This window comes from Janthinobacterium sp. SUN176 (assembly GCF_030587335.1).
Lineage (GTDB): Bacteria > Pseudomonadota > Gammaproteobacteria > Burkholderiales > Burkholderiaceae_D > Janthinobacterium > Janthinobacterium kumbetense.
In genome coordinates this window covers 740098-765747 of record NZ_JAPWIA010000001.1, presented here as the reverse complement: position 1 = coordinate 765747, position 25650 = coordinate 740098, and the positions used below count along the sequence as shown (strand labels likewise).

Sequence of the window (25650 nt, the reverse complement as noted above, 5' to 3'; positions counted from 1 at the left end):
TCCCAAGCTCATCAGTATTCATCTATTTACCGGCGGCCAATTGCGGCGCGTCAAGCGGAACCGGGAAATCGGACGTCATAGTGCATGGCGTCGCAGTCGCTGCCTGCCGCTCCCGCCAGCAAACGCGCAGCTTGCCCGAGGCAGGCAGCACCCTGCCGAGCCGCCAGGGTGCTGCCGTGCACATCAGCAGCGCGCAGGATCAGACGGATGTCGTATTGCACGCAAGGCAGGCCAAACAGGCTCAACATGCTTTTCAAGGCCAGTGCGCCCGAATTTCCAGGAAGAAAATCGTCGAACCGTGCCCGCGTCAGAGGGCCCAGGCACAGGCGCACGCGCAAATCCCTGCGCCGGCAACGGGCACCCAGCATGGCCCCCTGCCCCAGGCTCGCATTGCTGCGATTGAGCAGCGAATGCTCATCGCTTGGGCGCACGTGCCAGGTGCTGACGAACGATTCGATGCGCAAGGGCACGTTGAAATAATCGGCCAGCACGTCGGCCATCCATGCGGCGCTGACGGGCCGCTGCCGCAGCGCCGCCGCGTAGTAAGCGAGCGCTTCCGGTGGCAATACGCCGGTGCTTGCCAGGCGCGAAGGCCAGGCGCCAGCCAGCGCCAGCTGCAATGACAGGAAGCCGGGGCGGCCGCTGGCGTCGACCTGGCACTCAATCCGACTGCCGGCCCAGGCCTGATACAACAGCACGGGAGCGCGTTGCGACAGGGCGTCGAGAAAGGCACGCGCACCGGCATTCCCCGTCGCCCGCTCCTGGCGCACCAGCCGCTCCGTATAGTGCAGGGGCAAGGTGCCGTTCACACCCAGCAAACCCGTGAAACTGGGCCGCAGGTGCAGGCGGCCATGCTCGCTGTCATGCCACACTGCCTCTATCTCGCAGGCAGGAAAGACCAGGGCAACGCTATGATGGAAACGCAATCCATCGTGCAAGGCCGACTCCGCGCACGCTCCCTGCCGGCATAGCCAGCGTTCGAGCAGGCGTACGGTCTGGAAGAAACCGAAACGGTACGGCGCCTGTGACAGCAGCGCGACTACGCCAGCGTTTGCTGGCCATTGCGGGGCAGGCATCGCAGCAACTCCTTCCCGCTTTTGTGCGAAATCACGAACAAACGGCAATAGCTGTTCACATGCACATACATGCCCAGCACATGGTCGATCACTTGCGCAAAGACATGCAGGCCACTGCCGATATAGGCTTCTTCCTCCACTGTCAGCAAGACGTCGATGCCAAACACCAGTACGCCGCCACTGGCGTCGGGCATCCAGGTGCTGCTGGCGCGGTGCGTCAATGCCTTGATGCCCTGAATTTGCCGTTGCGACATCAGGGAAGCCGGCAAATCATGCAGCGTCAGCATTTCCTGAAACAGCGCCACGCCATCGTCCAGCAAGGATTGATGATTCAATGACAGCAATGCCAGCAACCGGGCTTGCGCAGCCAAGTCGGCTTTAAAGCGGTACGCCGGACTCGGTTGACGCAACAGGCGCACCGGCAGCGCGCCAGCCGCCCCCTCGTGCCGCAGATCGCCGCCGGGCGAACCGAATGGCAATGCGCCCGGCAAATCGCGATTGCTGCACGTCAGGTCGACCGATACCGTCGCCATGCCCCCATGCGTATCGTCCTCGTCGCTGTCGACAAACGCCAGGCTGCTTTCGTAACCGGGATGGGCGAGCGCCCGCGCCTCATCGCGCCGCAGCACCCAGCAAGGGCTCTTCGCCCCGGCAGGCTGCCCATGGTGCATGGCATAAAACGGCTGGCATTGCGTGACCGTGCCGGCATTGGCCCCCTGCCGCACCAGGCGCACGGCGTCGACACTATGGATGTCATACGCATGCGCATATTTATGTTCGGCGAGCAAGGGATACTCGCTGTGCGTTTGCGTCAGCCTGATCGGTGCTGCCGCCTGCTGGAACAAGTTAATGACCGGCGTGCAGCCAAGCAGCAGATTGCTTGCCGATACAGAGCGCAGCAAACGTGCGCCAGCGCTGCCGGCAGCGATGTCCCGCAAGCCCAGGTGCAAGGTCCAGCGCTCGCATACGGGCGGCAAGCGTGGCGTAATCAAGCCAAGGTCGATATCAAAAAACTGGAATTTCTCAGGGAAGGCAAAGTATTCGGTCAGCAGGCAATAGGCGCGATGCGAGCCCGGCTTGCGCGGCAGCAGCGCTTCATCCGGCAAGAAACCGACGGCACGCAGCGGCACTTGCGGCAGTGGCAACTGTACGCCTCCCGCCTCGACCCACGCGTGCGCGGCATGCAGAAACAGGGCATCGCGCAACGTGGCGGCGAGCGATGGCGTGCCGTCGATGAAGACGCGCACGGCAGGCAGCGTGCATTGTTCCAGCGTGCCGGTGGCCGACGTGGAGACGATCTCGATGGCGATCGCGGTCGCGATGTCGGCGGGCAAATGCATCGCCGCAGTCACATCAATGATGGGAATGAAACGCGCGCCGGCAAGGCGGAGCGGTGCCAGCACCACATCATAAGCGGTGCGAAACTTGCAGACGACACCCTGATATTGGGCTGCATGCATCAAGGTTCCGCGCGGCAACGTATCGATGCCGTCACGCACCTGGCCCGCCGCCCCACTGGCGTCCACATGGGCAATCGAACACGCTGGAAACGGCCTCAGGTAGTGTGGGAAATTCACTTCCAGCATGGACTCGGTGAAGACACGGCGTGCGTCATCGATCTTCTTGGCCGTGCGGGCATTGCACAGGGCATATGCCTCGATCAGGCGTTCAATGTGGGGGTCCTGGCAATTGCTGCCCACGATACCCAGTGCGGCAGCGACACCAGGATAGCGCGCGGCAAATTCCTGCTGATGCGTACGCAGCATGCCCAGTTCGAGTTCATAGTATTTCAGCAAAGATTCCATGCCGGCGGCTCCAAGGCAGGACGGGCGACACATATCGCCAGACGGAAACTGCATTATTCAATAATGATAAAAAAGTAAATTGCGCAAGAACAATAAGTCGACCTGCGGCGTGGCGGCAGCATCGTTCCCTGCTGAAATATGCTTGACAGCCCCGCCTGATTTCCCGTACATTAAGTGCATGTCCTCCTTCAAACATTCCTCCCCTTCCCTGCTGTCGCTATCGCGACTACTACTAGCACGCGCATAAGTTTGCCGCATTGCTTCGCCTGGCCACACGCCGGCGTGTTTCAAAAACCCTGGAAGGTTTGATGATGTTTGCACCATCCCCATTCGTACACGTAATCCCCACTGCGACCGCCCCCGCTGGCATCGTCGCTGCACTGCTATCGCTACCGATCGCTTGCCTGGCCTAGTGTTGCGTGGCCGCCCGGCAAGCTTGCGCCACAACCATTGATTTCCCCCTATCTTCAGGAGTACCCGATCATGATGTTGCAAAACCCAGCTTCCAAATACCGCGCCTTTCCTCCCGTCAAATTGACCGACCGTCAATGGCCAAACCAGATCATCAGCAAACCGCCTATCTGGATGAGCACCGACTTGCGCGACGGCAACCAATCGCTGATCGAGCCGATGAGCGCGGAAAAGAAGCTGCGGTTCTTCGACATGCTGATCGCCATCGGCCTGAAGGAAATCGAAGTGGGTTTCCCATCGGCATCGCAGACGGATTTCGATTTCGTCCGCAAGCTCGTCGATGAAGGCCGCATCCCGGACGACGTCACCATCATCGTGCTGACCCAGTCGCGCGAAGAGCTGATCCGCCGCACGGTGGAATCCGTCGTCGGCGCCAAGCGCGCCATCGTCCACCTGTACAACTCCGTGGCGCCCGTGTTCCGCAAGGTCGTGTTCGGCATGTCGCGCGAAGAAATCACGAATATCGCCACCACCGGCACCACCCTCGTGAAGCAATTGGTGGCGCAGCATCCGGAAACGGAATGGGGTTTCGAGTACACGCCGGAATCGTTTTCCACCACGGAACTCGATTTCTCCAAGCATATCTGCGACGCCGTCAGCGCCATCTGGAAGCCGACGCCGGCCAACAAGATGATCATCAACCTGCCCTCGACCGTGGAATGCAGCACGCCCAACGTATATGCCGACCAGATCGAATGGATGTCGCGCAAGCTGGCGCGCCGCGATTCCATCATCATCAGCGTGCACCCGCATAACGACCGCGGCACGGCCGTCGCGTCGGCCGAGCTGGCCGTGATGGCGGGCGCCGACCGCGTGGAAGGCTGTTTGTTCGGCAACGGCGAGCGCACCGGCAACGTCGACCTCGTCACCCTGGCGATGAATCTGTACACGCAAGGCGTGCACCCGGGCCTGGATTTCTCCGACATCGATACCGTGCGCAAGTGCGTGGAAGAGTGCAACCAGCTGCCCGTCCACCCGCGCCACCCGTATGCGGGCGACCTCGTGTTCACGGCCTTCTCCGGTTCGCACCAGGATGCGATCAAGAAAGGTTTCGCCAAGCAAGAAGCCGGCGCCATCTGGGAAGTGCCGTACCTGCCGATCGATCCGGCCGACCTGGGCCGCAGCTATGACGCCGTGATCCGCGTCAACAGCCAGTCCGGCAAGGGCGGCATGGCGTACTTGCTGGAACAGGAATACGGCCTGGTCTTGCCGCGCCGCCTGCAGATCGAATTCTCGCGCGCCGTGCAAGCCGTGGCCGACGCCACGGGCCGCGAAATCGCCGCGCAGGATATCCACGACATCTTCCAGCGCGAATACCTGGAGCAGACGGCGCCGTACGCCTACGCTTCGCACCGCATGGTGGAAGACACGAGCAGCGACGAATCCGTGCAGATCGACATCAGCCTGTCGCACCGCCAGACGCCGCTGGCCCTGCAAGGCGGCGGCAACGGCCCCATCGATGCCTTCGTCAATGCGCTCGGTCTCGACATCAAGCTGATGGATTACCATGAGCACTCGATCGGCTCCGGCGCCAATGCGCAAGCGGCTTGCTACGTGGAATTGCGCCTCGACAACGGCCCGACCCTGTTCGGCGCCGCCATCGACAGCAATATCGTCACCGCCTCGTTCAAGGCCGTGCTGTCCGCCGTGAACCGCCGCATCGGGCAAACGGAAGCCGAAAAAACAACAGCGGCCGACGTGGCTGCCAGCGCCGCCTAAGCAATTTCGGCGCGCTCCAGAGGGAGAAAAAGCGGTACGGCTTGATCGCCGTGCCGCTTTTTCATTTCTATAGGGCAATTAGTAGTGCAAATCAGGTATCACCCACCTATAATTGTTTCATAACAAGACCACCGGAGACAGATCATTAGCTACCGAGGGAATCAGTATGAAATTAACGGATATGAAGATAGGCGTGCGCCTGGGTGCCGGTTTCGGCGTGGTGCTGCTGCTGATGGCAGTGCTGGTGGGCACGGGCCTGCTGCGCCTGGATAAGATCGGTGCGCTCAGCGAAGCTATCATCGAGAAAGACTGGGCCAAGGCCGACGCCATCGCCACCATCCGCAGTACCACGCGTTCGAACGCGGCCCTGGTGCTGGAACTGTTCATCCATGAAGATCCGGCCCGCGCCAACGCCATCCACGGCGAAATCGACGCCAACAAGGCCACCATCACCGATGCGCTGGTCGTGCTCGACCGCCTGATCGTGCTGCCTGAAGGCAAGGAACTGTTGGCCACCCTGAAGCAACAGCGCAAGGCCTATGTCGTGTCGTTCAGCCAGGCCGACAAGCTGCTGGTGGCCGGACAGCGCGCGGAAGCGGCCGTGCACGTGCGCGACGACACCCTGCCCGCCCTGAACCAACTGCAAAAGACGGTCAACCACCTGAATGAAATCCAGCGCGGCGTGGTCGTGCATGGCGGCCAGCAAATCAAGCAGAATATTTCCGCCGCCAATGTGCTGATGGCCAGCCTGGGCACGGCCGCCCTGCTGCTGGGCGTGCTCTTTGCCTGGTGGGTCACGCGCTCGATCACCACGCCGATTGCGTATGCCTTGCGCGTGGCGCAAGCCGTGGCCGGAGGCGACCTGAGCAGTAAAATCGTGGCCGACGGCAAGGATGAAGCGGGCCAGCTGCTGCAGGCGCTGCGCGACATGAACACCAACCTGGCCACCCTGGTGGGCCAGGTGCGCGGCGGTACGGGCACGATCGCCGTGGCGTCGAGCCAGATTGCCAGCGGCAATGCCGACCTGTCGGCCCGTACGGAAGCGCAAGCGAGCGCGCTGGAAGAGACGGCCTCGTCGATGATCGAACTGACGGGTACCGTGCGCAGCAACAGCGACAATGCGCGCCAGGCCGACAGCCTGGCACGCTCGGCATCGGCCATCGCGCAGCGCGGCGGCTCGGCCATGGCGGAAGTGATCGGCACCATGGACGCCATCAATGCCTCGTCGCGCAAGATCGTCGACATCATCGCCGTCATCGACGGCATCGCCTTCCAGACGAATATCCTGGCCCTGAACGCGGCCGTCGAGGCGGCACGGGCCGGCGAACAGGGACGGGGCTTCGCCGTCGTGGCTTCCGAAGTGCGCAACCTGGCGCAGCGCTCGGCGGCGGCCGCCAAGGAAATCAAGGAACTCATTGCCGACTCCGTCAGCCGGGTCGACCAGGGCGCGCAGCTGGTCAGCCAGGCGGGCGCCACGATGGATGAAGTGGTGGCCAGCGTGGGCCGGGTCAGCGCCATCGTCGGTGAAATCAGCGTCGCCAACCACGAGCAAAGCGAAGGCATCGAGCAAATCAATGCCGCCATCATGCAGATGGATCAGACGACGCAGCAAAACGCGGCCCTCGTCGAGGAAGCGGCCGCGGCGGCGGCGGCCATGCATGAACAGGCGGGCGACCTGGAAACCCTCGTCAGCCAGTTCAAGCTGGAATCCAGCGCCGGCGCCAAGGCGCCAGGCCGCCCTGCCCCGTCCGTTCCGCGCCTGCACTAAGCCGCTTATTCCACCTGACGCGCCAGGCGGATGCCGGAAAATTGCCAGCGCGCACCAGCCGGGAAGAAATTGCGGTAGCTGGCGCGCGCATGGCCGGCCGGCGTGGCGCACGACGAGCCGCGCAACACGTATTGATTCAGCATGAACTTGCCGTTGTATTCGCCGAGCGCCCCGGGCGCCGTGCGGTAGCCCGGATACGGCGCGTAGCTGCTGCTGGTCCACTGCCAGCAGTGGCCGAACATTTGCCGCAAGCCTGCGCCCGGCGCACCGGCGGCCGGATGCAGCCGGCCCGTTTCCACGGCGACACCTTGCGCCGCCACTTCCCACTCCGCTTCCGTCGGCAGGCGCGCGCCAGCCCAGTGCGCATAGGCGTCCGCCTCGAACAACGATACATGCGTGGCCGGCGCCTGGAGATCGAGCGGCCGCAAGCCGAACAAGGTGAACTCCTGCCAGTGGCCCGCGTCATCGCGCTGCCAGTACAGCGGACACGCCAGTTGCTGGCTGCGCACCCAGTCCCAGCCTTCGGCCAGCCACAGGTGCGCCGTGCGGTAGCCGCCCGCCTCGATGAAGGCGAGATAGTCGCCATTCGTCACCAGCGCGCTGGCCAGTTCGAAGGGCGCCACATATTGCGGATGACGCGGCAATTCATTGTCGAAGCAAAAACCGTCGCCCGCATGGCCGATCTGCGCCAGGCCGCCGTCGAAGGCGAGCCAGGCCGTGGGCTGCGCGTGTTCTTGCGCTGGCGCAAGCCCGCTGTCCCCGCGCTCCAGGTAGGCGGGAAACAGGGCGCTTTGCGCCAGCAGATGCTTGACATCCGTCAACAGCAACTCCTGGTGCTGCTGCTCGTGCTCGAGCCCCAGCGCCAGCAGCATGGTCAGCCGTTCGCGCTCGTCGCGCGCCAGTTCGCCCGCCAGCAGGCGCGCGATGCGCGCATCGACATTGGCCCGGTAGGCGCGCACGACATCCATGCCGGGGCGCGTCAGCAAGCCCCGCTGGGCGCGCGGGTGCTTCTCGCCCACGCCGTTGTAATACGAATTGAACAGCACGCGGAAGGCCGGATGGAAAGGCGCGAACGCCGCTTCCATGCTTTCCAGGATAAACGTTTCGAAAAACCAGGTGGTATGCGCGAGGTGCCATTTCACGGGACTGGCGTCCGGCATCGATTGCGCGCCGCAATCCTCGTCGGACAGGGGTTCGGCCAGCCGCAGAGAATGCTGGCGCACTTGATGGTAATGATCGATCAGCATCGTCGCCTTTTAGTCTCGAATCACGCGTGCGTAAATGACGGCAAACCACTGCTGCGGGTCCGTCCAGACTTGCACGGTGGAAAACCCTGCCTGCTCCAGCAAGCCGACGAAGGTGGCGCGCGTGTATTTGTAGCTGTCTTCCGTATGGATGCGCTCGCCCTTCGCGAAGCGCCGCTGGCCACCTTTCCAATGGACAACTTGTTCGCTGCGCGCTTCCAGGTGCATTTCGACCCGGCGCTCGTCGGCATTGAAAAAGCCGTGGTGCTGCCACGCGCGCACGTCGAAATCGGCGCCGATCAGCCCGTTCACGTGGCGCAGCATGTTCAGGTTGAAGGCGGCCGTGACGCCCAGCGCGTCGTCATAGGCGGCGTCGAGGATGGCGTCGTCCTTGATCAGGTCGACGCCGATCAGCAGGCCGCCATCGCCATCCGCATTCGCGCGCAGGCGGCGCAGGAAGGCGGTCGCTTGCTCTGGAGCAAAATTGCCGATCGACGAGCCGGGATAGAAGAACAGGCGCCGCGCCTCGCGCACGCTGTCGGGCAAGTCCAGGCGGCTGGAAAAATCCAGGCCCAGGCCCGTCATCTCGATGTGCGGAAAGCGCTGCTGCAGCCGGCTCAGCGATTCGCTGAGGAAATCGTAGGAAATATCCACGGCCACGTACTGGGCCGGGTGCAGCAGCGGGAACAGGCTGGCGGCCTTGGCGCAATTGCCGGCGCCCAGGTCGATCAGGGTGCTGCCCGGCCCCACGGCATGCGCGATCTCGGCGCCGTGGCGGGCGAAGATGGCCGCCTCCGTGCGCGTCGGATAGTACTCGGGCAAGGCGCAGATGGCTTCGAACAGTTTCGAACCGAGCGCGTCGTACAGGTACTTGGGCGAGGTCCAGGCCTGGTGCGCCAGCAGGCCGCTGCTGATCTCGGCTATCGTGGCAGGAGTGGCGCTGGCCGCCGCGGCGTGGCTGGCGGGGCGGAAATCGGACTGCTGTTGCGCAAGTGGCATGGTCATGGGCTGGCGTCGTCAATGTTAGGTTCACTAGTTTCACGAAAGGCTTGCACGGTCGGCCACCGGGCGCGCAGCCCCTGCCGTAGTGCTTGGCCGGCGCCTTGCCGATGACTTTTTTCCATCATAACGGAATCCGCGCAAGCCAGCCGTGCGGCAGGTAACTTAGGGTCCATGTCGGCGGCGTGCACGCAAAAGTGGTATTGCCAAGCAAAAAGCATAAGCCTGTCGTATACTACACATTGCCGGCCAAACAATCCGCGCCCCTTTGCAGTTCCCAGGCCCCCCTCTCCCCCGCGTGCCTCCCTTTACGATAGCCGTTAACACCATGCTCGAATTGCGCCATCTGTCGAAGTCCTATGCCAATGCCCGTCCCGTGCTGGCCAATATTTCCTGCCGTTTCAAGGCGGGAGAATTCATCGCCATCATGGGCGACTCGGGCGTGGGCAAGTCGACCTTGCTGAACCTGATCGCCGGCCTCGATACGCCCGACGCGGGTGCCGAAGCGCACCCTATCCTGGTGGACGGCATTGCCATGTCCAGCCTCGATGACGCCGCCGCCACCCGGCTGCGTCGCGCCCGCATGGGCTTTATTTTCCAGGCTTTCCACGTCTTGCCGCACCTGACCCTGCTGCAAAACGTGGCCCTGCCGCTGCTGCTCAACGGACTGCCCCAGGAGCGTGCCGCCAGCATGCTCGAGGCGGTCGGCCTGGGCGGACGCGGCGGCGACTTCCCGCAGCAATTGTCCGGCGGTGAAATGCAGCGCGTGGCCATTGCCCGCGCGCTCGTGCACAAGCCGGCGCTGGTGCTGGCCGACGAGCCCACCGGCAACCTCGACCCGGACACGGCACACAGCATCCTGCAATTGCTGCGCGCCGAAATCAAGGCCAACGGCAGTTGCGCGATCATGGTCACGCATTCGCTGGCCGCCGCCGAAATGGCGGACAGAACCATGATATTGACCAAAAGCGGACTACAAAATACAACAATCGTCAACCAAATTGATCAAACAATCAGTTAATTTAACTGACCATCTGTCACAAGTTTTGTTATCGTAGTATTATTGAAAACACTTGCCTGGTTATCAATGTTTTAACGCGAATGTTGTACTACGTCACCCAGACAGCCGTACTGCGATGACGAACTATAGCCGGGACCGCCCAAAGTGGTCTCGTCCCTTGCATAACCTGAAGGAGGAGTAAATGAACGTTCGGCAAAAGAAGCTGGAAATGATTGAAGCGATGAACCGGGCGCGTGCGCTCGAACCATCGAGTTTTGTGCCCAACAAGCTGCTCGACACCCTGATCGAGAAGATGAACCTGAAAAATGATGCGGAACTGTGCCGTGTACTGGAAGTGCAGCCTCCCATCATCAGCAAGATTCGTCACGGCAAACTGTCGGTCGGTGCAACGATTTTATTGCGCATGCATGAAAAATCGGACATCACCATCCGCGAACTGAAGGAACTGTCCGCCACGCCAGTCCATTGAGTTACCCGCTGTTGTAATGCCATGCCAGGCACCCAGGTTCCCGGCGCCATGAACTTTTGCCATACAATTCGCGTAGTTCGTTCACCGCACCGCATCCGGACACGATAGCGAAGAGACCCAGCCCAAACCATGCTGACCGTTTCTCTGCCTTCCAGCGCCCTCCCAGCTTCTCCCCTGCATTTCCACTCAAACTTGATCTGACACAACACGTATGGTCCGCGCAGGCATCAAGGTCAGCTTTTAACCAGCGATCCCAACCGCATGTCCAGCGATCCCCTTGCGCCGCCCGTGCTGCGCCTGACGCTCACGCGCGATCCCCTCGCCAGCGCCGGCGACTGCCCCGCCGCGCCCGGCTGGCATAGCCAGACCCACGTGCTGTCCGGCGCGCGCGGCATCGGCAGTTGCCGCATCGCCCTCGATATCGGCCCGGACGATGTCGTGCAACTGCTGCTGTGCGACGGCAGTTCGCTGCTCGCCGGCAGCCTGGACCTGCCACGCTACCTGGGGCCGGCCACGCTGGCGCGCGACGGCGCGCCAGCCAGCCTCGAAGTGGGGCTGGCCTTGCGCCCGCAGGCGGCGCGCCCGCCGCCCGGCGCCAGCCGCGACGGCCTGGGCGCGTGGATGCTGCGCGCCGTGCGCGTGTACCGCTGCGGCGGCGCCGCCATGACGGCGCTGGCGGCGGCGGGCGCCTTCCAGGATCGCCAGCTGGAACAACGCCTGGGCCTGTACCGCTGCAGCATCGAGGCGGGCAGCATGACGGCCGTCGCCAGCCTGCCCGCCGGGCCGGAACCGCTGCTGCTGCTGTTGCACGGCACCGCCTCGTCGACCCAGCGCAGCTTTGCCGGCCTGTGGCGCAACGGCCTGGCGCCCCAACTGGCGGCGCAGTACGGCAACCGCATCTATGGCTATGAGCACCGCAGCCTCAGCGACAGTCCCATCGAGAACGCGCTGGCCCTCGTGCGCCAGTTGCCGCACGGCGCCGTGCTGCACCTGCTGAGCCATTCGCGCGGCGGCCTGGTGGGCGAATTGCTGGCGCGGGCGCAGCGCATCGACAGCCGCGGCGCCGTCGACCTGGCAGGCGACGGCCTGGAGCGGCTGAGCGAAAACACGGTGGGCGGCGAAGCGTTCAACAGCCACGATATCGACCACTTCACGGCGCAGGCGCGGCTGGGCGGACGCGGCGGCTACGACGGGGATGCGGCGCGCCTGCGCGACTTGAGCATGGAGCTGAAGACGCGCGCCATCCGCATCGCCCGCTTCGTGCGCGTGGCTTGCCCGGCGCGCGGCACCACCTTGATGTCGGGCCGCCTCGACCGCTGGGCCAGCGCGATGTTCAACCTGCTGCTCCACGGCGGCCTGCCCGACGGCGCCATGGCCTTCCTGCTGGCCGTGGTGCAGCAGCGCTGCGACGCGCGCATCCTGCCGGGCCTGGAAGCAATGATGCCCGACTCGCCCCTGGTGGCGCTGCTCAATGCGCCCGACGTGCGCGTGGCCAGCCCGCTGCATGTGCTGGCCGGCGCGTGCAGCGGCGATAGCCTGCTGGGCTGGCTGGGCGACTGCCTCGACGACCAGCTGTATGGCGGGCAGAACGACCTGGTGGTCAATTGCGCCTCGATGGCTGGCGGCGCCACGCGCAGCACGCCCGTGCGGCAACTGCTGCTGCGCGGGCCGCACGCGCACCACCTCAACTATTTCGAGCGCGCGCCGTCCGGCCTGGCCGCCGTGCAGGCGCTCACCGGCGACGAGACTGCCTACCTGCCGCTGCCCGGCATCGAGCACGGCCCGCTGGCGCGCGGCGGCGAAGTGCCGAAACGGCGCGCGCACGCGCCCATCGTGCTGCTGCTGCCCGACATCATGGGCAGCCACCTGCAAGTGGGCAGCAACCGCATCTGGTTCGACCCCGTCAACCTGGTCGAAGGGCGCATCGAACGCCTGGCCGTGGGCCAGCCGCACATCGTCAGCGCCGGCTGGGTCGAGTCCTGCTATGAACCGTTTGCCCGCTTTCTCGCGCAAAGCCAGGAAGTGCGGCCCTTTGCCTATGACTGGCGCTTATCGCTGCAGCACTCCGGCAACGCCTTCCTGCCCGTGCTCGACGAGGCCATGCGCGACGCCGAACAGCGCGGCCAGCCGCTGCGCATCGTTGCCCACGGCATGGGCGGGCTGGTGGCGCGCCTGGCCCTGAAAGACCGCTGGCAGCGCTTCGGCGCCCTGCCCGGCAGCCGCCTGCTGCAGGTGGGCACGGCCAACCGCGGCACGCAGGCGATGGTGCAAGTGCTACTGGGGCGCGACCGGCTGGTGCAGATGCTGGCGTGCTGGATAGGCTGGAAGCACACGCGGCGCCAGTTTCTCGGCTTCGTGCGCGCCTTTCCCGGCGTGCTGGACATGCTGCCGTGGCCGCAGGCGGGCGGCATCGATTATTTCGACGCCGGCGCCTGGGCGCAGCTGGCCGCCGGCGACGCGCAGGCGGGCCTGCCCGGCGGCTGGCAGGCGCCCGAGGCCCAGGCGCTGGCCGCGGCGCGCGCCACCGTGGCCCTGCTTGAAGCGGCCCCGCCCGACGCCCGCCATTGCAGCTACCTGGCCGGCTGCGCCGACACGCCGGTGGCCCTGCGCCTGCGCGACGGCGGCATCGAGACAGCCTGGTCGCCGGACGGCGATGGCCGCACGGCCTGGCAAGGCGCGGTGCCGGACGGCGTGGCGGCCTGCTACCTGCCGGTGGCGCACGGCGACCTGCTGCTGCAAAAGGAGTACTACCCGGCCATCGCGCAACTGCTCGACAGCGGCCAAGGCACGGGCCTGCCGCGGCACCCGCCGCACGCGCCTGGCGGCGCCCCGCCCCGCTTCCATCCGTACGCCCCCGACGCCACGCCGCTGTACCCGCAGCCGCAGGAACTGCTCGACGCCGCCCTCGGCGCCGCCGGCCCCGCCATCGCGCCGGAGAACCGCGCGCCGCAGCTGAGCCTATCCATCATCCACGGCAGCATGGCCTCGGCCGACGCACCCGTCATGAGCGGCTGCTACGCCGCAGAATCGCTGCGCGGCAGCATGAGTTTTCTCGACCGCCTGCTGGCGGGCAAGCTGCAGGAAATCCACGCGCTGGGACGCTTTCCGCAGCGCCCCGACTCCGCCCTGGTGGTGCTGCAGCCCGATGCGGCGCGCCGGCCCGGCGGCGCCATCGTCATCGGCCTGGGCGCGCTGGGCGAGCTGACGCCGGGCGAACTGGCGCGCGCCTTTGCCGGCGGCCTGCTCGAATACGCGTGCGTCTGCCTGCAGGTGCGCGCCGCCGGCCATGCGGCCGCGCCGCCGATGGGCGAGCACGGCTTGCGCGTGGCCAGCCTGCTGTCCGGTTCCGGCTATGGCGGCTTGAGCATCGCCCTGTGCGCGCGAGCCCTGCTCGACGGCGCGCGCAGCGCCAACCGGCGCCTGGAAGACGCGGGCATGGCTTGCCGCATCGGCCATATCGCCATCTACGAACAGTCGGAGGCGCGCGCCATCGCCGCCGCCATGGCCATCGAGCAGATCATGGCCGAGGCGCGCTACCAGGGCAGCTTCACGTTCGAGCAGCGCATCCGCCACAGCCCCGGCGGCTACCGGCGCATCTTGCCCAGCCTGAGCGGCGACAATGGCTGGCGCCGCGTACAGATCGTCGCCGCCGACCTGTCCGGCGCCCTGCGCTTCACCGTGCTGACGGACCGCGCCCACAACAGCGTCGACGAAGAGCCGAACCAGCGGCAAGCCGTCGATGGCCTGATCATGGACGCCACCGACAACACCACCGACCAGCCGGGCCTGTCGCGCGCGCTGTATGAACTGATGCTGCCCAATGGCCTGAAGGCGGCCATCCCCGAGATGCGCGGCCTGATCCTGGCCGTCGACCAGAGCGCCGCCATCTATCCGTGGGAGCTGATGCGCGACGAGGCGGGCAGCGAGGAAAGCCCGCTGTCGACGCGCATCGGCATGGTGCGCCAGCTGGCCAGCCTGCGCGAGCAGCCATCGGCCGTCAGCCCGCCCAGCAACAGCGTGCTGGTGATCGGCGACACCGATTCCGGCCTGCCCGAGCTGCCCGCCGCGCAGGCCGAGGCGCAGGACGTGGCGCGCATGTTCGGTGCGTACGGCTACCAGGTGCGCGAGCTGCTGCGCCCGCAGGCGCAGCGCGTGCTGGTGCACCTGTTCGACGAGCGCTATTTCGCCATCCACCTGGCCGGCCACGGCGAAGTGGCCGGCCCCGGCATCGCCCATACGGGCCTGGTGCTGGGGCCGAAGACGCGGCTGACGGCGGCGCAGGTGGGCAAATTGAAGCGCGTGCCGCAATTCGTCTTCATCAATTGCTGCCACCTGGGCGACATGCGCCCGGACGCCATCGCGCCGTGGTCGAAGCTGGCCGCCAGCCTGGCCACGGCCTTCATCGAAATGGGCTCGCAGGCGGTGATCGCGGCCGGCTGGCGCATCGACGACCAGGCAGCCAGCATCTTCGCGCACAGCTTTTATCACGCCATGCTGAGCGGCGAATATTTCGGCGACGCCGTGCGCCTGGCGCGCGAGGCGGCGTACCTGCAGTTCCCGGCCTCAAACACCTGGGGTGCCTACCAGGCATATGGCGACGACCGCTACCGCTTCCCGAACACGCAGAGCCGGCCCTGGCAAGCGCCCGACTACCACTACCACGGCCACCTGCTGGCCGACCTGGAAACCCTGCACGCGCGCCTGGCGGGCGCCGATGCGGCGCGCCGCGCGGCCATCGAGGAAAAGCTGGGCAGCATCGAGGAAGCCGTGCGCGCCCGCTTCTTCGGCTGCGCCGACATCCGCGAAAACATGGCCGCCACGCGGGCCGGCCTCGGTGGCCTGGAAAACACCCTGCGCGCCATCGAACACTACCGGGCGGCGCACAGCGCGGCCGACGGCAAGGTGGGCTTGCGCGCGCTGGCGCACTGGGCGGAACTGGAAATACGCCAGGGCGCGGCCCTGTGCGGCCTCGATGCGGGCGCCGGCATCGAGGTGCCGGCCGTGCCCGATCTGGCGCAGGGACGGCAGTTGCTGCAGGATGGAAAACAGCATATCGACCTGCTGGTGGCGCTGGCGCCCACGGCGCAGCGCCTGGCCCTGCTGGGCCGCTACTGGGCCTTGCAGGCGCGCCTGGCCTGCCGCGCTGGAAGCTCCGGCGCGCCGGCCCTGCGCGCCATGACGGATGCCTGCCTGGCCGCGCTGGAAGAAGCGCGGCGGCGCAGCGGCGTGGCCGATTGCGACCTGATTTTCCAGGTGCTGGCGGGCGCCCTGCTGTTGAAGGCCCATGGCGACAGCGGCGCCTGGCGCGCGCTCGATCCGCAGCTGGGCGACCTGCTGCACGACGCCATCGCCTATGCGCGCCAGCGCCACGCGGACGAACACCGCGCCATCGACGCCGGCGCCCCCGTGCGCGCCGCCCTGCTGGCGGCCCTGTGGCAGGCGCCGGACGGCCAGCCTTTCGACGCCTCCGCGCGCACCGCATTCCTGGCCCTGTACCACGACGCCGTGCGGCGCCACGGCAGCATCGGCGAACCCGAGGCGATCACGGCGCCGCTGCGCTTCCTGCTCGAACTGCTGCCACCCGACGGCGCGGAGAGCGGCTTGCGCAGCGCCGTGCAGGCGCTGGCCAGCCAGCTGCAGGCCTCACTGCCCGGCATTCACTTCAATAGCCTTAACCAGGCACCACGCCATAGTGGCGCGCATAGCGCTCGTCCAGATTCGCCAGCGGCATCATCATGAACATGTCGGCGCTTTCGAAATCAGGGTCCCACGCCGGTTCGCCGCAAATCCAGGCGCCCGAACGCAGATAGCCCTTGATCAGCGGCGGCACCTGCGGCTTGTGCGCCGCTTCCACCTGGTGGATGGGGAAAGGCAGGTGCGGCGTGACGCGGTATTCGCTTGGGGCCATGTGCTTTTCGGCCAGCGCCTGGTACACGGCGACGGCGTTATGGCCGCCATCGGCCAGGCTGATGCTGGCGCAGCCGACCAGGTAGTCGCAGCGCTCGCGGCGCATGTACTCGGCCAGGCCGGACCACAGCAGCATGATCACGCTGCCGCCCCGGTATTTCGGGTGAATGCAGGCGCGGCCCGCTTCGACCATGCGTCCGCGCAGGTTCTTCAGGCGGCTCAGGTCGAACTCGTTTTCCGAATACAGGCGGCCGATCTTGGCTGCCTTTGCCGCGCTCAGCACGCGGTAGGTGCCCACCACTTTCAGGGTATCGGCGTCGCGCACGATCAGATGATCGCAGTGCGCGTCGAATTCGTCGCTGTCGAGGCCATCGGCGTTGGCCAGCGACGTCAAGCCCATGGTCTCGATAAACACCTTGTAACGCAAACGCTGGACTTCGCGCAATTCCGCCGCGGTCGTGGCCTGGCTCAGCACCAGTTGGACCGGCCGGGCCTTGGCTTCGTTTGATGCGACTATGTTCTGCATGGTTTCATCCCCTGTGATCAAGACGACTCCAGCGTACTTGTCTAATATGTCAGGAAAATGACAGCCGAATGTCATTTCCATGACGCAAGTCAATGTCATCCGGGGATCGTGCATAATTACCACACTCGCCCAGCCGAAAGAGCCCATGAAAGACCAGGACGCACCGCACATCACGCCCTACACCAGGCCGGCCGCCGGCTGGGACGCCTTGAAACACGTGGCCATCAGCCTGCGCCAGGAGCGCGTCGCGCCCGGCAACCTGAAGGCGCTGCTGGCGCAAAACCAGCCGGACGGCTTCGATTGCCCCGGCTGCGCCTGGCCCGACCGCGACCACGCTTCCACGTTTGCCTTTTGCGAAAACGGCGCCAAGGCCGTCGCCGCCGAAGCGACCAGCCGCCGCGCCGGACCTGAACTGTTCGCCAGCCATACCGTCACGCAGCTGCTGGCACAGTCGGACTACGCGCTAGAACAGCATGGCCGCCTGACGGAGCCGATGGTGTACGACGCCGCCAGCGACCGCTACGTGCCGATCTCCTGGGATGACGCCTGCGCCCTCGTGGGCCGCCACCTGCGCGCCCTGGCCAACCCGAACCAGGCCGCGTTCTATACGTCGGGCCGCGCCAGCAACGAAGCGGCCTTCCTGTACCAGCTGATGGCGCGCCTGTACGGCACCAACAACTTCCCCGACTGCTCCAACATGTGCCACGAGGCGACCAGCCGCGGCTTGCCGGCCACCGTGGGCATCGGCAAGGGCACGGTGACCCTGGCCGACTTCGAACTGGCCGACACCATCCTCATCTTCGGCCAGAATCCCGCCACCAACCACCCGCGCATGCTGGGCGAATTGCGCGACTGCGCGCGCCGCGGCGGCAGCATCGTTTCCATCAATCCCCTGCGCGAGCGGGGTTTGCAGCGCTTCATGGACCCGCAAAGCGCGCTGGAAATGGCAACCCTGGGCAGCACGCGCCTGGCCGGCCTGTTCGTCCAGCCGACCCTGGGCGGCGACTTCGCCCTGATCAAGGCCGTCGCCAAGCGCGTCGTCGAACATGACGATGCGGCGCTGGCGGCCGGCAAGCCCGCCGTCATCGACCACGCCTTCATCGCTGAACATTGCAGCGGCTTCGACGCCTTCCGCGACGACTTGCGCATGGAAAGCTGGGAACTGCTGCTGCGGGAGTCCGGCGTGGCGCGCGTGCAGATCGAGGCATTGACGGACATCTTCGTCAAGGGCCAGCGCATCATCGCCACCTGGGGCATGGGCTTGACGCAGCACAAGCACAGTGTCGCGGCCATCCGCATGCTGTCGAACCTGATGATGTTGCGCGGGCAGATCGGCAAGCCGGGCGCCGGCCTGTGCCCCGTGCGCGGCCACTCGAACGTGCAGGGCGACCGCACGGTGGGCATCGAGGAAAAGCCGACCAGGGCCTTCCTCGACCGCCTGGGCCAGGTGTATGGATTCGAGCCGCCGCGCGCGCATGGCCACGACGTGGTGGCCACCATCGAAGCCATGCAGCGCGGCGACGTCAAGGTATTCATCGCGCTGGGCGGCAATTTCGCCGCCGCCACGCCGGACACGCCGCTGACCTTTGCCGCCCTGCGCCAGTGCGCGCTGACGGTGCAGGTGGCCACCAAGCTCAATCGCAGCCACCTCGTCATCGGCAAGGAAGCGCTGCTGCTGCCCACCCTGGGGCGCACGGAAATCGACTTGCAGCACGGCGTGGCGCAGGGCGTGACGGTGGAAGACTCGATGAGCATGGTGCATATCTCGTACGGCCGCAATGCGCCCGCTTCGCCGCAGCTGCGCTCGGAAGTGGCCATCGTGGCCGGCATGGCCGAAGCGACGCTGGGCAGCGCCCTGGTGGACTGGCGCACCTATGCGGCCGACTATGCGCGCATCCGCGACGATATCGAAAAGGTATTCGACGATTTTTACGACTACAACGCCAGGGTGGCGCAGCCGGGTGGCTTTCACCTGACGGTGGCGTCGCGCGAGCGCGTGTGGAAGACGGCCAGCGGCAAGGCCAGCTTCCTCGTCGCCCCGCTGGACCTCGATACGCCGCTGCACCGCGCGAAACAGCGCCATGGCGAGCGCCTGATGGTGTTGATGAGCACCCGCTCGCACGACCAGTACAACACCACCATCTACGGCATGGATGACCGCTACCGCGGCGTGTACGGCACGCGCAAGGTGGTCTTCGCCAGCAAGGAAGATATCGCCATGCTGGGCTTTGCCGATGGCGAGCTGGTGGACCTGATCGGCGCCTGGGACGATGGCGTGGCGCGCCGCGCCGACGGCTTCCGTCTCGTCGCCTACGACATCCCGCGCGGCTGCCTGGGCGCGTATTATCCGGAAACGAATGCGCTGGTGCCGCTGGCCAGCACGGCGGACGGCGCCGGCACGCCCACGTCGAAGTCCGTGCCAGTTTTGCTGGAGCGCAGCGGAAGCTACAAGGTGATGCCGGGCGTGTAATCGACGTACGCATCCTGGCGGCAGAAACCCACCAGCTTCATGCCCGCCTGCGTGGCGATGGAAATGGCCAGCGAACTGGGGGCGGAAATCGTCGCCAGCAGCGGAATCTGCATGCGCGCCGCCTTGCGCGCCAGCTCGTAGCTGCCGCGGCTGGACAGGAAGACGAAGCCGCGCCGCATGTCCGCCCCGCTCAGTGCCAAATGGCCGATCAGTTTATCCAGGCCATTGTGGCGGCCGACATCCTCGAAGACGTGCACGATATCGCCGTCGGGTGTGCACCACGCAGCCGCATGCACGCCGCCCGTTTCGCGCATCAACGCCTGGTGCGCGCGCAAGCCGGCGGAGGCACGCGCCAGGGCGGCCGGCAGGTCGACATGGATCAGGGCCGGCGGCAGCGCCTGCGGCTGCAAGTCCAGCATCTCGATGCTGTCGATGCCGCACACGCCGCAGCCCGTGCGGCCCGTCAGCTGGCGGCGCCGGTCCTTCAGGCGCACGAAATCCTCCTGGGCGATGCTCAAAGCCACTTCGGCGGAGTCGGGACGCAGGAACACTTCGCAATCGAAGATGGCGCCGGCGGAAGCGACCACGCCTTCCGTCAGCGCGAAGCCATAGGCAAACGCTTCCAGGTCGCGCGGGGTGGCCATCATGACGACGTGGGAAATACCATTGAAGACCAGCGCGACGGGGACTTCCTCGGCGACACGGTCGATGGCTGGGGTAGAGACGCCCGCCTGGTGGCGGACGATGGCGCGCTCGACGAAGCCGGCGCGTTCGATATCTGTATCTTCTGACATGGCAACCATGGGGGAACTATCACAGGCCCCATGGTAAACCAGAATGGACAGGCAGGGGCGGCCCCTGCCCGCGCCATCAATCCTTCTTCGGGCGGCCCGTTTTCAGCTGCGGCAGGCCAGCCAGCACGTTTTGCAGGGTCGCCAGGTCGATCTGGCTGATCAGCGCCACGCCGATGCGCAGCAATTCGCTTTTCTTGATCTCGAAACCGGCCTTCAAGCAGGCTTTCTTGACCTGGCCCAGGACTTCGTATTCCGCTTCCGGCATGGTGAAGCTGTCGCGCACCAGTTTCGGCTTGCGGGCTTTTTCCTTGACGGCGGCGACCTTGGCAACCGGCGCCTTTTTCGCTGGCGCAGGCTTGGCGGCCGCCTTGGCTACCGGTTTGGCGGCGGCTTTCGCGGCCGGCTTGGCGACGGTCTTCACCGCAGGCTTGGCGACAGCTTTCACGGCTGGCTTGGTTGCCGGCTTGACGGCGGCTTTGACGACGGCTTTGGCTGCAGGCTTGGCAACGGCGGCCTTCGCTACCGGCTTGGCGGCTGGCGCCTTCGCCGCGGCTGGCTTGGCCGCCGCTGGTTTGGCCGCCGCTGGTTTGGCTGCCGCTGGCTTGGCGACTGCCGGCTTGACGGCGGCTTTTGCCACAGGCTTGGCGGCTGGTTTCGCAGCTGGTTTAGCGGCGGGCTTGGCAGCCGGGGCGGCCTTGGCCGCTGCCGCATTGATCGAAGCGCTGGTAGGGAACATCGATACGGGCGCGCTGTCGGCTTTTTTCGCTGGGACGGTTTTGGTCATGGATTTTCCAATCTAGTAATTAATATAAACAATATATACTGTTTTTTGAAATCTTGCTTGCTGCACATCAAGTCATGTGCACGACATGACCTCCTAGGCGCTGGCGCGGATGGTAAAATCGACCCCGACCTCATCCCAGAATTCCTGCTCCTTCTCGATCCAGAACGACACGGTGGGATGGTGCGCCACCCAGCCGCGCTTGATATCGAGTTCGATGCGGCTCTTCATGCGCAGGCGCAGTTCGCTGAAATCGGCTTCGATGCGCGCATGCATGAGCAGGATCGACAGGCGCAGCGCCAGCACGGCCTTGGCGAAATCGGGATCGGACAGCACTTCGCCGATCTTGCGCAAGTTGCCCTTCTGCGCCAGGATCAGCCGGCTCATGGTCTTCTGTTCGCGCGTGGTAAAACCGGGCAAGTCCGCGTTCTCCACGATATACGATGCATGCTTGTGGTAGCCCGTCTGCGACACGACCAGGCCCACTTCGTGCAGCAGGCTGCTCCAGCGCAGGGATTTCACCAGGGCGTCGGACGTGGGCTTGAGCTGCGCATACATGGCCAGCGCCTGCTCGGCCACCCGGCCGGCGCGCTGCTGGTCGATATGGAATTTCTCCATGCAGCCCTGCACCGACTGTTCGCGGCGGTCGCGCTTGGTCGAGCGCAGGTACAAATCCCACATCACGCCCATGCGCAGACCCGCCTCGATCGGCGTCATGGCGGGAATGGCCAGTTCGCGGAACAGGCCGATCAAGATGGCCAGGCCGCCGACGATGGTGCTGGCGCGGTCGGGGCGCAAGCCGGGCATGTCGATGCGGCTGGTGTGACCGAGCTCGATGAAGCGGCGCGCCAGTGCGTCGAGGCTGGCGCTCGTGAGCAAGCCGTCGCCCAGCTTGTTGCGGGCGATGATGTCAGCGATGGTGCGGATGGTGCCGGAAGAGCCGTAGGCCGTCTTCCAGTGCTGCGGGCGGTACGGCGGCGCGGCATCCTCGAAATGGCTGCGCGCCGACAGGATGGCCGCCTCGAACGACGGCGCGTCGATGCGCCCGCCGATGAAGAACGACAGGCTTTGCTTGACGGTGCCCAGGCTGAAGGACTCGACGCGCTCGATATCGTTGCCGCGCCCCAGTATCAGTTCGGTCGAGCCGCCGCCGATATCCATCACCAGCCGGCGTTCGCCGGGAATGGCCAGAGCATTGGCCACGCCCATGTAGATCAAGCGCCCTTCTTCCTCGCCCGAGATGATCTCGATCGGATGGCCGATGGCTTGCTCGGCCAGCGGCAGGAAGACGGCGCCGTTGCGCGCCACGCGCATGGCCGACGTGGCCACCACGCGCACGGCATCGAGTTCGAAGCCGGCGAGAATGGCGCGAAAGCGCTGCAGGCAGGCCAGCGCGCCCTGCATGGCCGCCTCGGTCAGGTCGCCATTGGCATCCAGGCCGGCGGCCAGGCGTATCGGGTCGCGCACGCTCTTGACCACGCGGATCGTGTCGCCATCATGCTTGCCGACGTGTAAACGAAAACTGTTGGACCCCAGGTCCACCGCTGCATACATACTGGCCTCTTGTCTTGTCATTACTGTGCCAACTGAAAAAGTTGGCAAAATCAGTTACTAAACTATATAAATCATTTAAACGATTTAAAAATCCTACCACACTACCCTCATCGTATGACAGCGGCGTGACAGGATTGTGACAAAACGGCGGGCAGCCGTGGCGCTTACGGCACGATGGTGGTAAATAAATAAACGGCGAAAATCACCAGGTGCACCGTACCCTGCATGACCGTAGTGCGGCCCGTGCCCAGCGACAGGGTGGCCACCATCAGCGACAGCAGCAGCAGCACCGTCGACTTGATATCGAGACCCAGGGTAATCGTCAGGCCCGTGGCCAGCGACACCACCACCACAGCCGGAATAGTCAGGCCGATGCTGGCCAGCGCGGAGCCGAGCGCCAGGTTCAAGCTCGTTTGCAGGCGATTCGCGCGCGCCGCACGTACGGCGGCCAGGCCTTCGGGCAGCAGCACGATGGCGGCGATGACGATGCCGACCAGGGTTTTCGGCGCGCCCATGGCGGCAATCGCCGTCTCCAGCGCGGGCGCCAGCGACTTGGCCAGCAGCACCACGGCACCCAGGCACACCAGCAGCGCGCCGGCGCTGACCCAGGCGACGGTGGGCGTGGGCGGCGCCGCATGCACCTCTTCATCGCCGACGGCTTCCTTGGGCAGGAAGTAATCGCGGTGGCGCACCGTCTGCACCAGCACGAAGGTGCCGTACAGGACCAGGGAAATGACGGCGATGAAGATCAGCTGGCTGGAATTGTAGAAGGGGCCGGCGGCGCTCGAGGTGTAGTTCGGCAGCACCAGGGTCAGAACGGCGATGGCCGCCAGGGTGGCCAGCGAAGCGCTCACGCCCAGCAGGCCGAAGCTCTGCTCGCGGTGGCGCCCGGCGCCCAGCAACAGGCAGATGCCGACGATGCCGTTCAGGATGATCATGATGGCGGCAAACACGGTATCGCGCGCCAGGCCCGTCGTTTCCGGTCCGCCGGCCAGCATCAGCGAAACGATCAGCGCCACCTCGATCAGGGTCACGGCCAACGCCAGCACCAGGGTGCCATACGGCTCGCCGATGCGGTGCGCCACCACTTCCGCGTGGTACACGGCGGCCAGCACGCTGCCGATCAGGCCAGCCACCAGCAGGATCTGGTAGGCGCCGCCGACATTGAAGGTGGAACCGAACAGGAACAGCCAGCCGGCAACGGGGGCGGCAAGCGGCCATACAGGCAGGGATTTGAGCATTTTCATTATGGGCCTGGCAAGAGTAAGAAAGAGGAACTGCGGTGTGGACGGCACAGGGCAGCCTGGCGTGCGCTCGATAGCATAACTTGCTTAGCTTAAATGAAAGTTAGGGAATGCACACGTTCGGGCAGCGGCGCCCCGCGCCTTGCTCACCATTCGAGCGCCTTGCTGTGATGCACCTGCTTGCTACCAGTAACTATAGTCCCTTTGGTAACATGCCGTTGCAATTTTCTTGTGTTTTTGCTTCCGGCTGGCATCATAATGCCAGGTTCGCCCTCGCGGCACCGACCAAGGACAGACCATGATTTCCGTAAACAGCGCCGCCATGCGTGCGTTCATCCTCGCGGGCAACTTGCTGAGCGCCGCCGCACACGCGGACACACCGCCAGCGCAGGTCGACGCGAACTGGGCCACCGCGCCCGCGCCTGCCGCACAGCCAAGGTGGCAAGACAGCCTGCCGCCCGCGCCGCCCGTGGAACCACGCGAAGAAAAGATCCTGCCCAAGAGCGAATGGCTGACCGTCGAACCGATGAAGGCGCCTGACCATCGCTGCGATCCCGGCCTCGATGCCTTGTTCTTGCCCAAGGAATGCGGCAAGGAGCCCAGCTGGCTCGGCTCGCGCAAGAAGTAAGCGGGCTTACACGTCCAGCGTACTGGCGCCTTGCGCCTCGACGACGCGATTGCGGCCCGCCTGCTTGGCCGCCTGCAGCGCCTCGTCGGCCCGCTTGAACAGGCTGACGGTGCTGTCTTCGGCACGGATGGTGGTCACGCCCAGGCTGGCCGTCAGTTGCAGCACGGCGCGCTCCGTCTTGACGGGCAGCACTTCGACGGCGGCGCGGATGCGCTCGGCCACCATCAGCGCATCGGCCAGGGTTGTGCGCGGCAGCTGGATGGCGAATTCGGCGCCGCCCAGGCGGCCCATCAGGTCGCTGTCGCGCAACTGCTGGCGGCAGGTATCGACGATGGTTTTCAGCACCGCGTCACCCACCGGATGACCGTAGCTGTCGTTGACTCTTTTAAAGTGGTCGATATTGAGCACCACCAGCGCCGTCGGCAAGCCGGGCCGGCGCGCCAGTGCCATCCACGGCGCCAGCGCCTGGTAAAAGCCGCGCCGGTTCGGCACGCCCGTGGCCGCGTCGAGCACTTCCAGGCGCGCCAGTTCGCCGCCCAGCTTTTCACGCGACAGCAGCAGATAGCCGAAAGCGTTCGTCAGCATCATCAGGTACAGGGCGCCGAAGCCGGCCAGCTGCATCAATTCCGCATCGAAACCGGGCACGGCGGCGGCCAGCACGCCGCGCGCGGCGATCAGCAGCGACAAAATACCCATGCTGACGACGAGGAAGCGGCGCAGCATGCTCGCCTCGCGCCATTTCAGGCACAAGGCCGCCACGCCGGCGAGGAAAAAGCCGGCCACGATCAGCGAACCGCCAGCGCTGCGCAGCAGCGGCGCCACGTCGAACAGATAGCAGGCGGCGAACAACGTCACCGACAGCCCCAGCGCCGGCAGCACGGTGCGGCGCCAGCCGCTACGCCCGGCCGCCTGCCACAGTGCGCCCGCATCGAGCGCCATGCCGGCAAACAGCAGGCTATTGCCCAGCAAGATGGAGAGAAAATCGGGCAGCACGCCGCGGAAATACAGCAGGCACCAGGCCACGGCCTGGCATTGCTTGGCCACCGCCCAGGTGGACATGCTGAGCGACTTCTTGCGCTCATACTCGAAGAAGAAAAGGGCCGCGCACAGGCTCAGGTTGCCGAGCGCCAGGGCCAGTACCAGGGTCTTGATATCCATGGGTTACACCGTCGCC

Annotated in this window: 17 protein-coding genes; 7 read left to right on the top strand and 10 right to left on the bottom strand. The window is 65.5% G+C overall.

All coding sequences use genetic code 11. From position 1 onward, the window contains the following. Positions 1–50: 50 nt before the first annotated feature. Both tssG and tssF read right to left on the bottom strand, forming a co-directional pair. Positions 51–1076, bottom strand: a complete 1026-nt coding sequence (tssG, locus tag O3299_RS03555) for a type VI secretion system baseplate subunit TssG (protein WP_305061522.1) — start codon at positions 1074–1076, stop codon at positions 51–53. Next, positions 1040–2881: a type VI secretion system baseplate subunit TssF gene (tssF, locus tag O3299_RS03550; protein ID WP_305061521.1), complete on the bottom strand. Its 1842-nt coding sequence runs from the start codon at positions 2879–2881 to the stop codon at positions 1040–1042. Before tssF ends, tssG begins: the two co-directional genes overlap by 37 nt. Positions 2882–3364: 483 nt before the next feature. Here tssF and leuA point away from each other — a divergent pair, with 483 nt between their 5' ends. Further along, on the top strand, positions 3365–5071 hold the full coding sequence (leuA, locus tag O3299_RS03545; protein WP_099664506.1) for a 2-isopropylmalate synthase: 1707 nt from the start codon (positions 3365–3367) through the stop codon (positions 5069–5071). 166 nt (positions 5072–5237) lie between these two features. Continuing rightward, the gene (locus tag O3299_RS03540; RefSeq protein WP_305061520.1) at positions 5238–6839 is read left to right on the top strand and encodes a methyl-accepting chemotaxis protein; all 1602 of its coding nucleotides are present in this window, start codon (positions 5238–5240) and stop codon (positions 6837–6839) included. A gap of 5 nt (positions 6840–6844) precedes the next feature. Here O3299_RS03540 and egtB read toward each other — a convergent pair whose 3' ends face one another. Together egtB and egtD are read right to left on the bottom strand one after the other, a co-directional pair. Next, a complete protein-coding gene (gene egtB / locus O3299_RS03535) occupies positions 6845–8086 on the bottom strand; it encodes an ergothioneine biosynthesis protein EgtB (RefSeq protein ID WP_305061519.1) in 1242 nt (413 codons plus the stop codon). 9 nt (positions 8087–8095) lie between these two features. Then, entirely contained in the window at positions 8096–9088 is a 993-nt protein-coding gene (egtD, locus tag O3299_RS03530) for an L-histidine N(alpha)-methyltransferase (RefSeq protein WP_305061518.1), read from the bottom strand. A gap of 322 nt (positions 9089–9410) precedes the next feature. Here egtD and O3299_RS03525 point away from each other — a divergent pair, with 322 nt between their 5' ends. From O3299_RS03525 to O3299_RS03515, 3 genes are all read left to right on the top strand, one after another. Next, the gene (locus O3299_RS03525; protein WP_034757401.1) at positions 9411–10103 is read left to right on the top strand and encodes an ABC transporter ATP-binding protein; all 693 of its coding nucleotides are present in this window, start codon (positions 9411–9413) and stop codon (positions 10101–10103) included. Positions 10104–10284: 181 nt separating this feature from the next. After that, positions 10285–10572 (top strand): hypothetical protein, encoded by a 288-nt coding sequence (locus O3299_RS03520; protein WP_034786045.1) that lies wholly within the window; start codon positions 10285–10287, stop codon positions 10570–10572. A gap of 261 nt (positions 10573–10833) precedes the next feature. Next, positions 10834–16311: a CHAT domain-containing protein gene (locus O3299_RS03515; protein ID WP_305061517.1), complete on the top strand. Its 5478-nt coding sequence runs from the start codon at positions 10834–10836 to the stop codon at positions 16309–16311. On the opposite strand, the gene O3299_RS03510 is transcribed toward O3299_RS03515, so the two are convergent. Then, positions 16244–17005: a GNAT family N-acetyltransferase gene (locus tag O3299_RS03510; protein ID WP_099664512.1), complete on the bottom strand. Its 762-nt coding sequence runs from the start codon at positions 17003–17005 to the stop codon at positions 16244–16246. The two genes, O3299_RS03515 and O3299_RS03510, sit on opposite strands and share 68 nt — an antisense overlap. A 145-nt stretch (positions 17006–17150) precedes the next feature. On the opposite strand from O3299_RS03510, the gene O3299_RS03505 reads away from it, so the two are divergent. After that, a complete protein-coding gene (locus O3299_RS03505) occupies positions 17151–19475 on the top strand; it encodes an FdhF/YdeP family oxidoreductase (protein WP_305053214.1) in 2325 nt (774 codons plus the stop codon). On the opposite strand, the gene fdhD is transcribed toward O3299_RS03505, so the two are convergent. The 4 genes from fdhD to O3299_RS03485 form a co-directional block, all read right to left on the bottom strand. Further along, complete coding sequence (gene fdhD, locus O3299_RS03500; RefSeq protein WP_289905498.1) at positions 19451–20278, bottom strand: formate dehydrogenase accessory sulfurtransferase FdhD; 828 nt, start codon at positions 20276–20278, stop codon at positions 19451–19453. The genes O3299_RS03505 and fdhD overlap by 25 nt on opposite strands. 67 nt (positions 20279–20345) lie before the next feature. Next, a complete protein-coding gene (locus O3299_RS03495) occupies positions 20346–21053 on the bottom strand; it encodes a hypothetical protein (protein ID WP_305053215.1) in 708 nt (235 codons plus the stop codon). Between the two features lie 93 nt (positions 21054–21146). Further along, on the bottom strand, positions 21147–22604 hold the full coding sequence (locus O3299_RS03490) for a Ppx/GppA phosphatase family protein (protein WP_305062943.1): 1458 nt from the start codon (positions 22602–22604) through the stop codon (positions 21147–21149). A gap of 164 nt (positions 22605–22768) precedes the next feature. Next, positions 22769–23851 (bottom strand): calcium:proton antiporter, encoded by a 1083-nt coding sequence (locus tag O3299_RS03485; protein ID WP_099664517.1) that lies wholly within the window; start codon positions 23849–23851, stop codon positions 22769–22771. Between the two features lie 295 nt (positions 23852–24146). Between O3299_RS03485 and O3299_RS03480 the strand changes: the two genes are divergently transcribed. Then, positions 24147–24476, top strand: a complete 330-nt coding sequence (locus O3299_RS03480) for a hypothetical protein (protein WP_305061516.1) — start codon at positions 24147–24149, stop codon at positions 24474–24476. Between the two features lie 6 nt (positions 24477–24482). Here O3299_RS03480 and O3299_RS03475 read toward each other — a convergent pair whose 3' ends face one another. Beyond that, positions 24483–25634, bottom strand: coding sequence for a diguanylate cyclase (locus tag O3299_RS03475; RefSeq protein ID WP_251351212.1), 1152 nt, complete (start codon positions 25632–25634; stop codon positions 24483–24485). Positions 25635–25650 lie beyond the last annotated feature (16 nt).

Coding starts and splice junctions, on each gene's coding strand:
- tssG (WP_305061522.1), bottom strand. CDS start 1,076: ATGCCTGCCCCGCAATGGCCAGCAAACGCTGGCGTAGTCGCGCTGCTG.
- tssF (WP_305061521.1), bottom strand. CDS start 2,881: ATGGAATCTTTGCTGAAATACTATGAACTCGAACTGGGCATGCTGCGT.
- leuA (WP_099664506.1), top strand. CDS start 3,365: ATGATGTTGCAAAACCCAGCTTCCAAATACCGCGCCTTTCCTCCCGTC.
- O3299_RS03540 (WP_305061520.1), top strand. CDS start 5,238: ATGAAATTAACGGATATGAAGATAGGCGTGCGCCTGGGTGCCGGTTTC.
- egtB (WP_305061519.1), bottom strand. CDS start 8,086: ATGCTGATCGATCATTACCATCAAGTGCGCCAGCATTCTCTGCGGCTG.
- egtD (WP_305061518.1), bottom strand. CDS start 9,088: ATGACCATGCCACTTGCGCAACAGCAGTCCGATTTCCGCCCCGCCAGC.
- O3299_RS03525 (WP_034757401.1), top strand. CDS start 9,411: ATGCTCGAATTGCGCCATCTGTCGAAGTCCTATGCCAATGCCCGTCCC.
- O3299_RS03520 (WP_034786045.1), top strand. CDS start 10,285: ATGAACGTTCGGCAAAAGAAGCTGGAAATGATTGAAGCGATGAACCGG.
- O3299_RS03515 (WP_305061517.1), top strand. CDS start 10,834: ATGTCCAGCGATCCCCTTGCGCCGCCCGTGCTGCGCCTGACGCTCACG.
- O3299_RS03510 (WP_099664512.1), bottom strand. CDS start 17,005: ATGCAGAACATAGTCGCATCAAACGAAGCCAAGGCCCGGCCGGTCCAA.
- O3299_RS03505 (WP_305053214.1), top strand. CDS start 17,151: ATGAAAGACCAGGACGCACCGCACATCACGCCCTACACCAGGCCGGCC.
- fdhD (WP_289905498.1), bottom strand. CDS start 20,278: ATGGTTGCCATGTCAGAAGATACAGATATCGAACGCGCCGGCTTCGTC.
- O3299_RS03495 (WP_305053215.1), bottom strand. CDS start 21,053: ATGACCAAAACCGTCCCAGCGAAAAAAGCCGACAGCGCGCCCGTATCG.
- O3299_RS03490 (WP_305062943.1), bottom strand. CDS start 22,604: ATGTATGCAGCGGTGGACCTGGGGTCCAACAGTTTTCGTTTACACGTC.
- O3299_RS03485 (WP_099664517.1), bottom strand. CDS start 23,851: ATGAAAATGCTCAAATCCCTGCCTGTATGGCCGCTTGCCGCCCCCGTT.
- O3299_RS03480 (WP_305061516.1), top strand. CDS start 24,147: ATGATTTCCGTAAACAGCGCCGCCATGCGTGCGTTCATCCTCGCGGGC.
- O3299_RS03475 (WP_251351212.1), bottom strand. CDS start 25,634: ATGGATATCAAGACCCTGGTACTGGCCCTGGCGCTCGGCAACCTGAGC.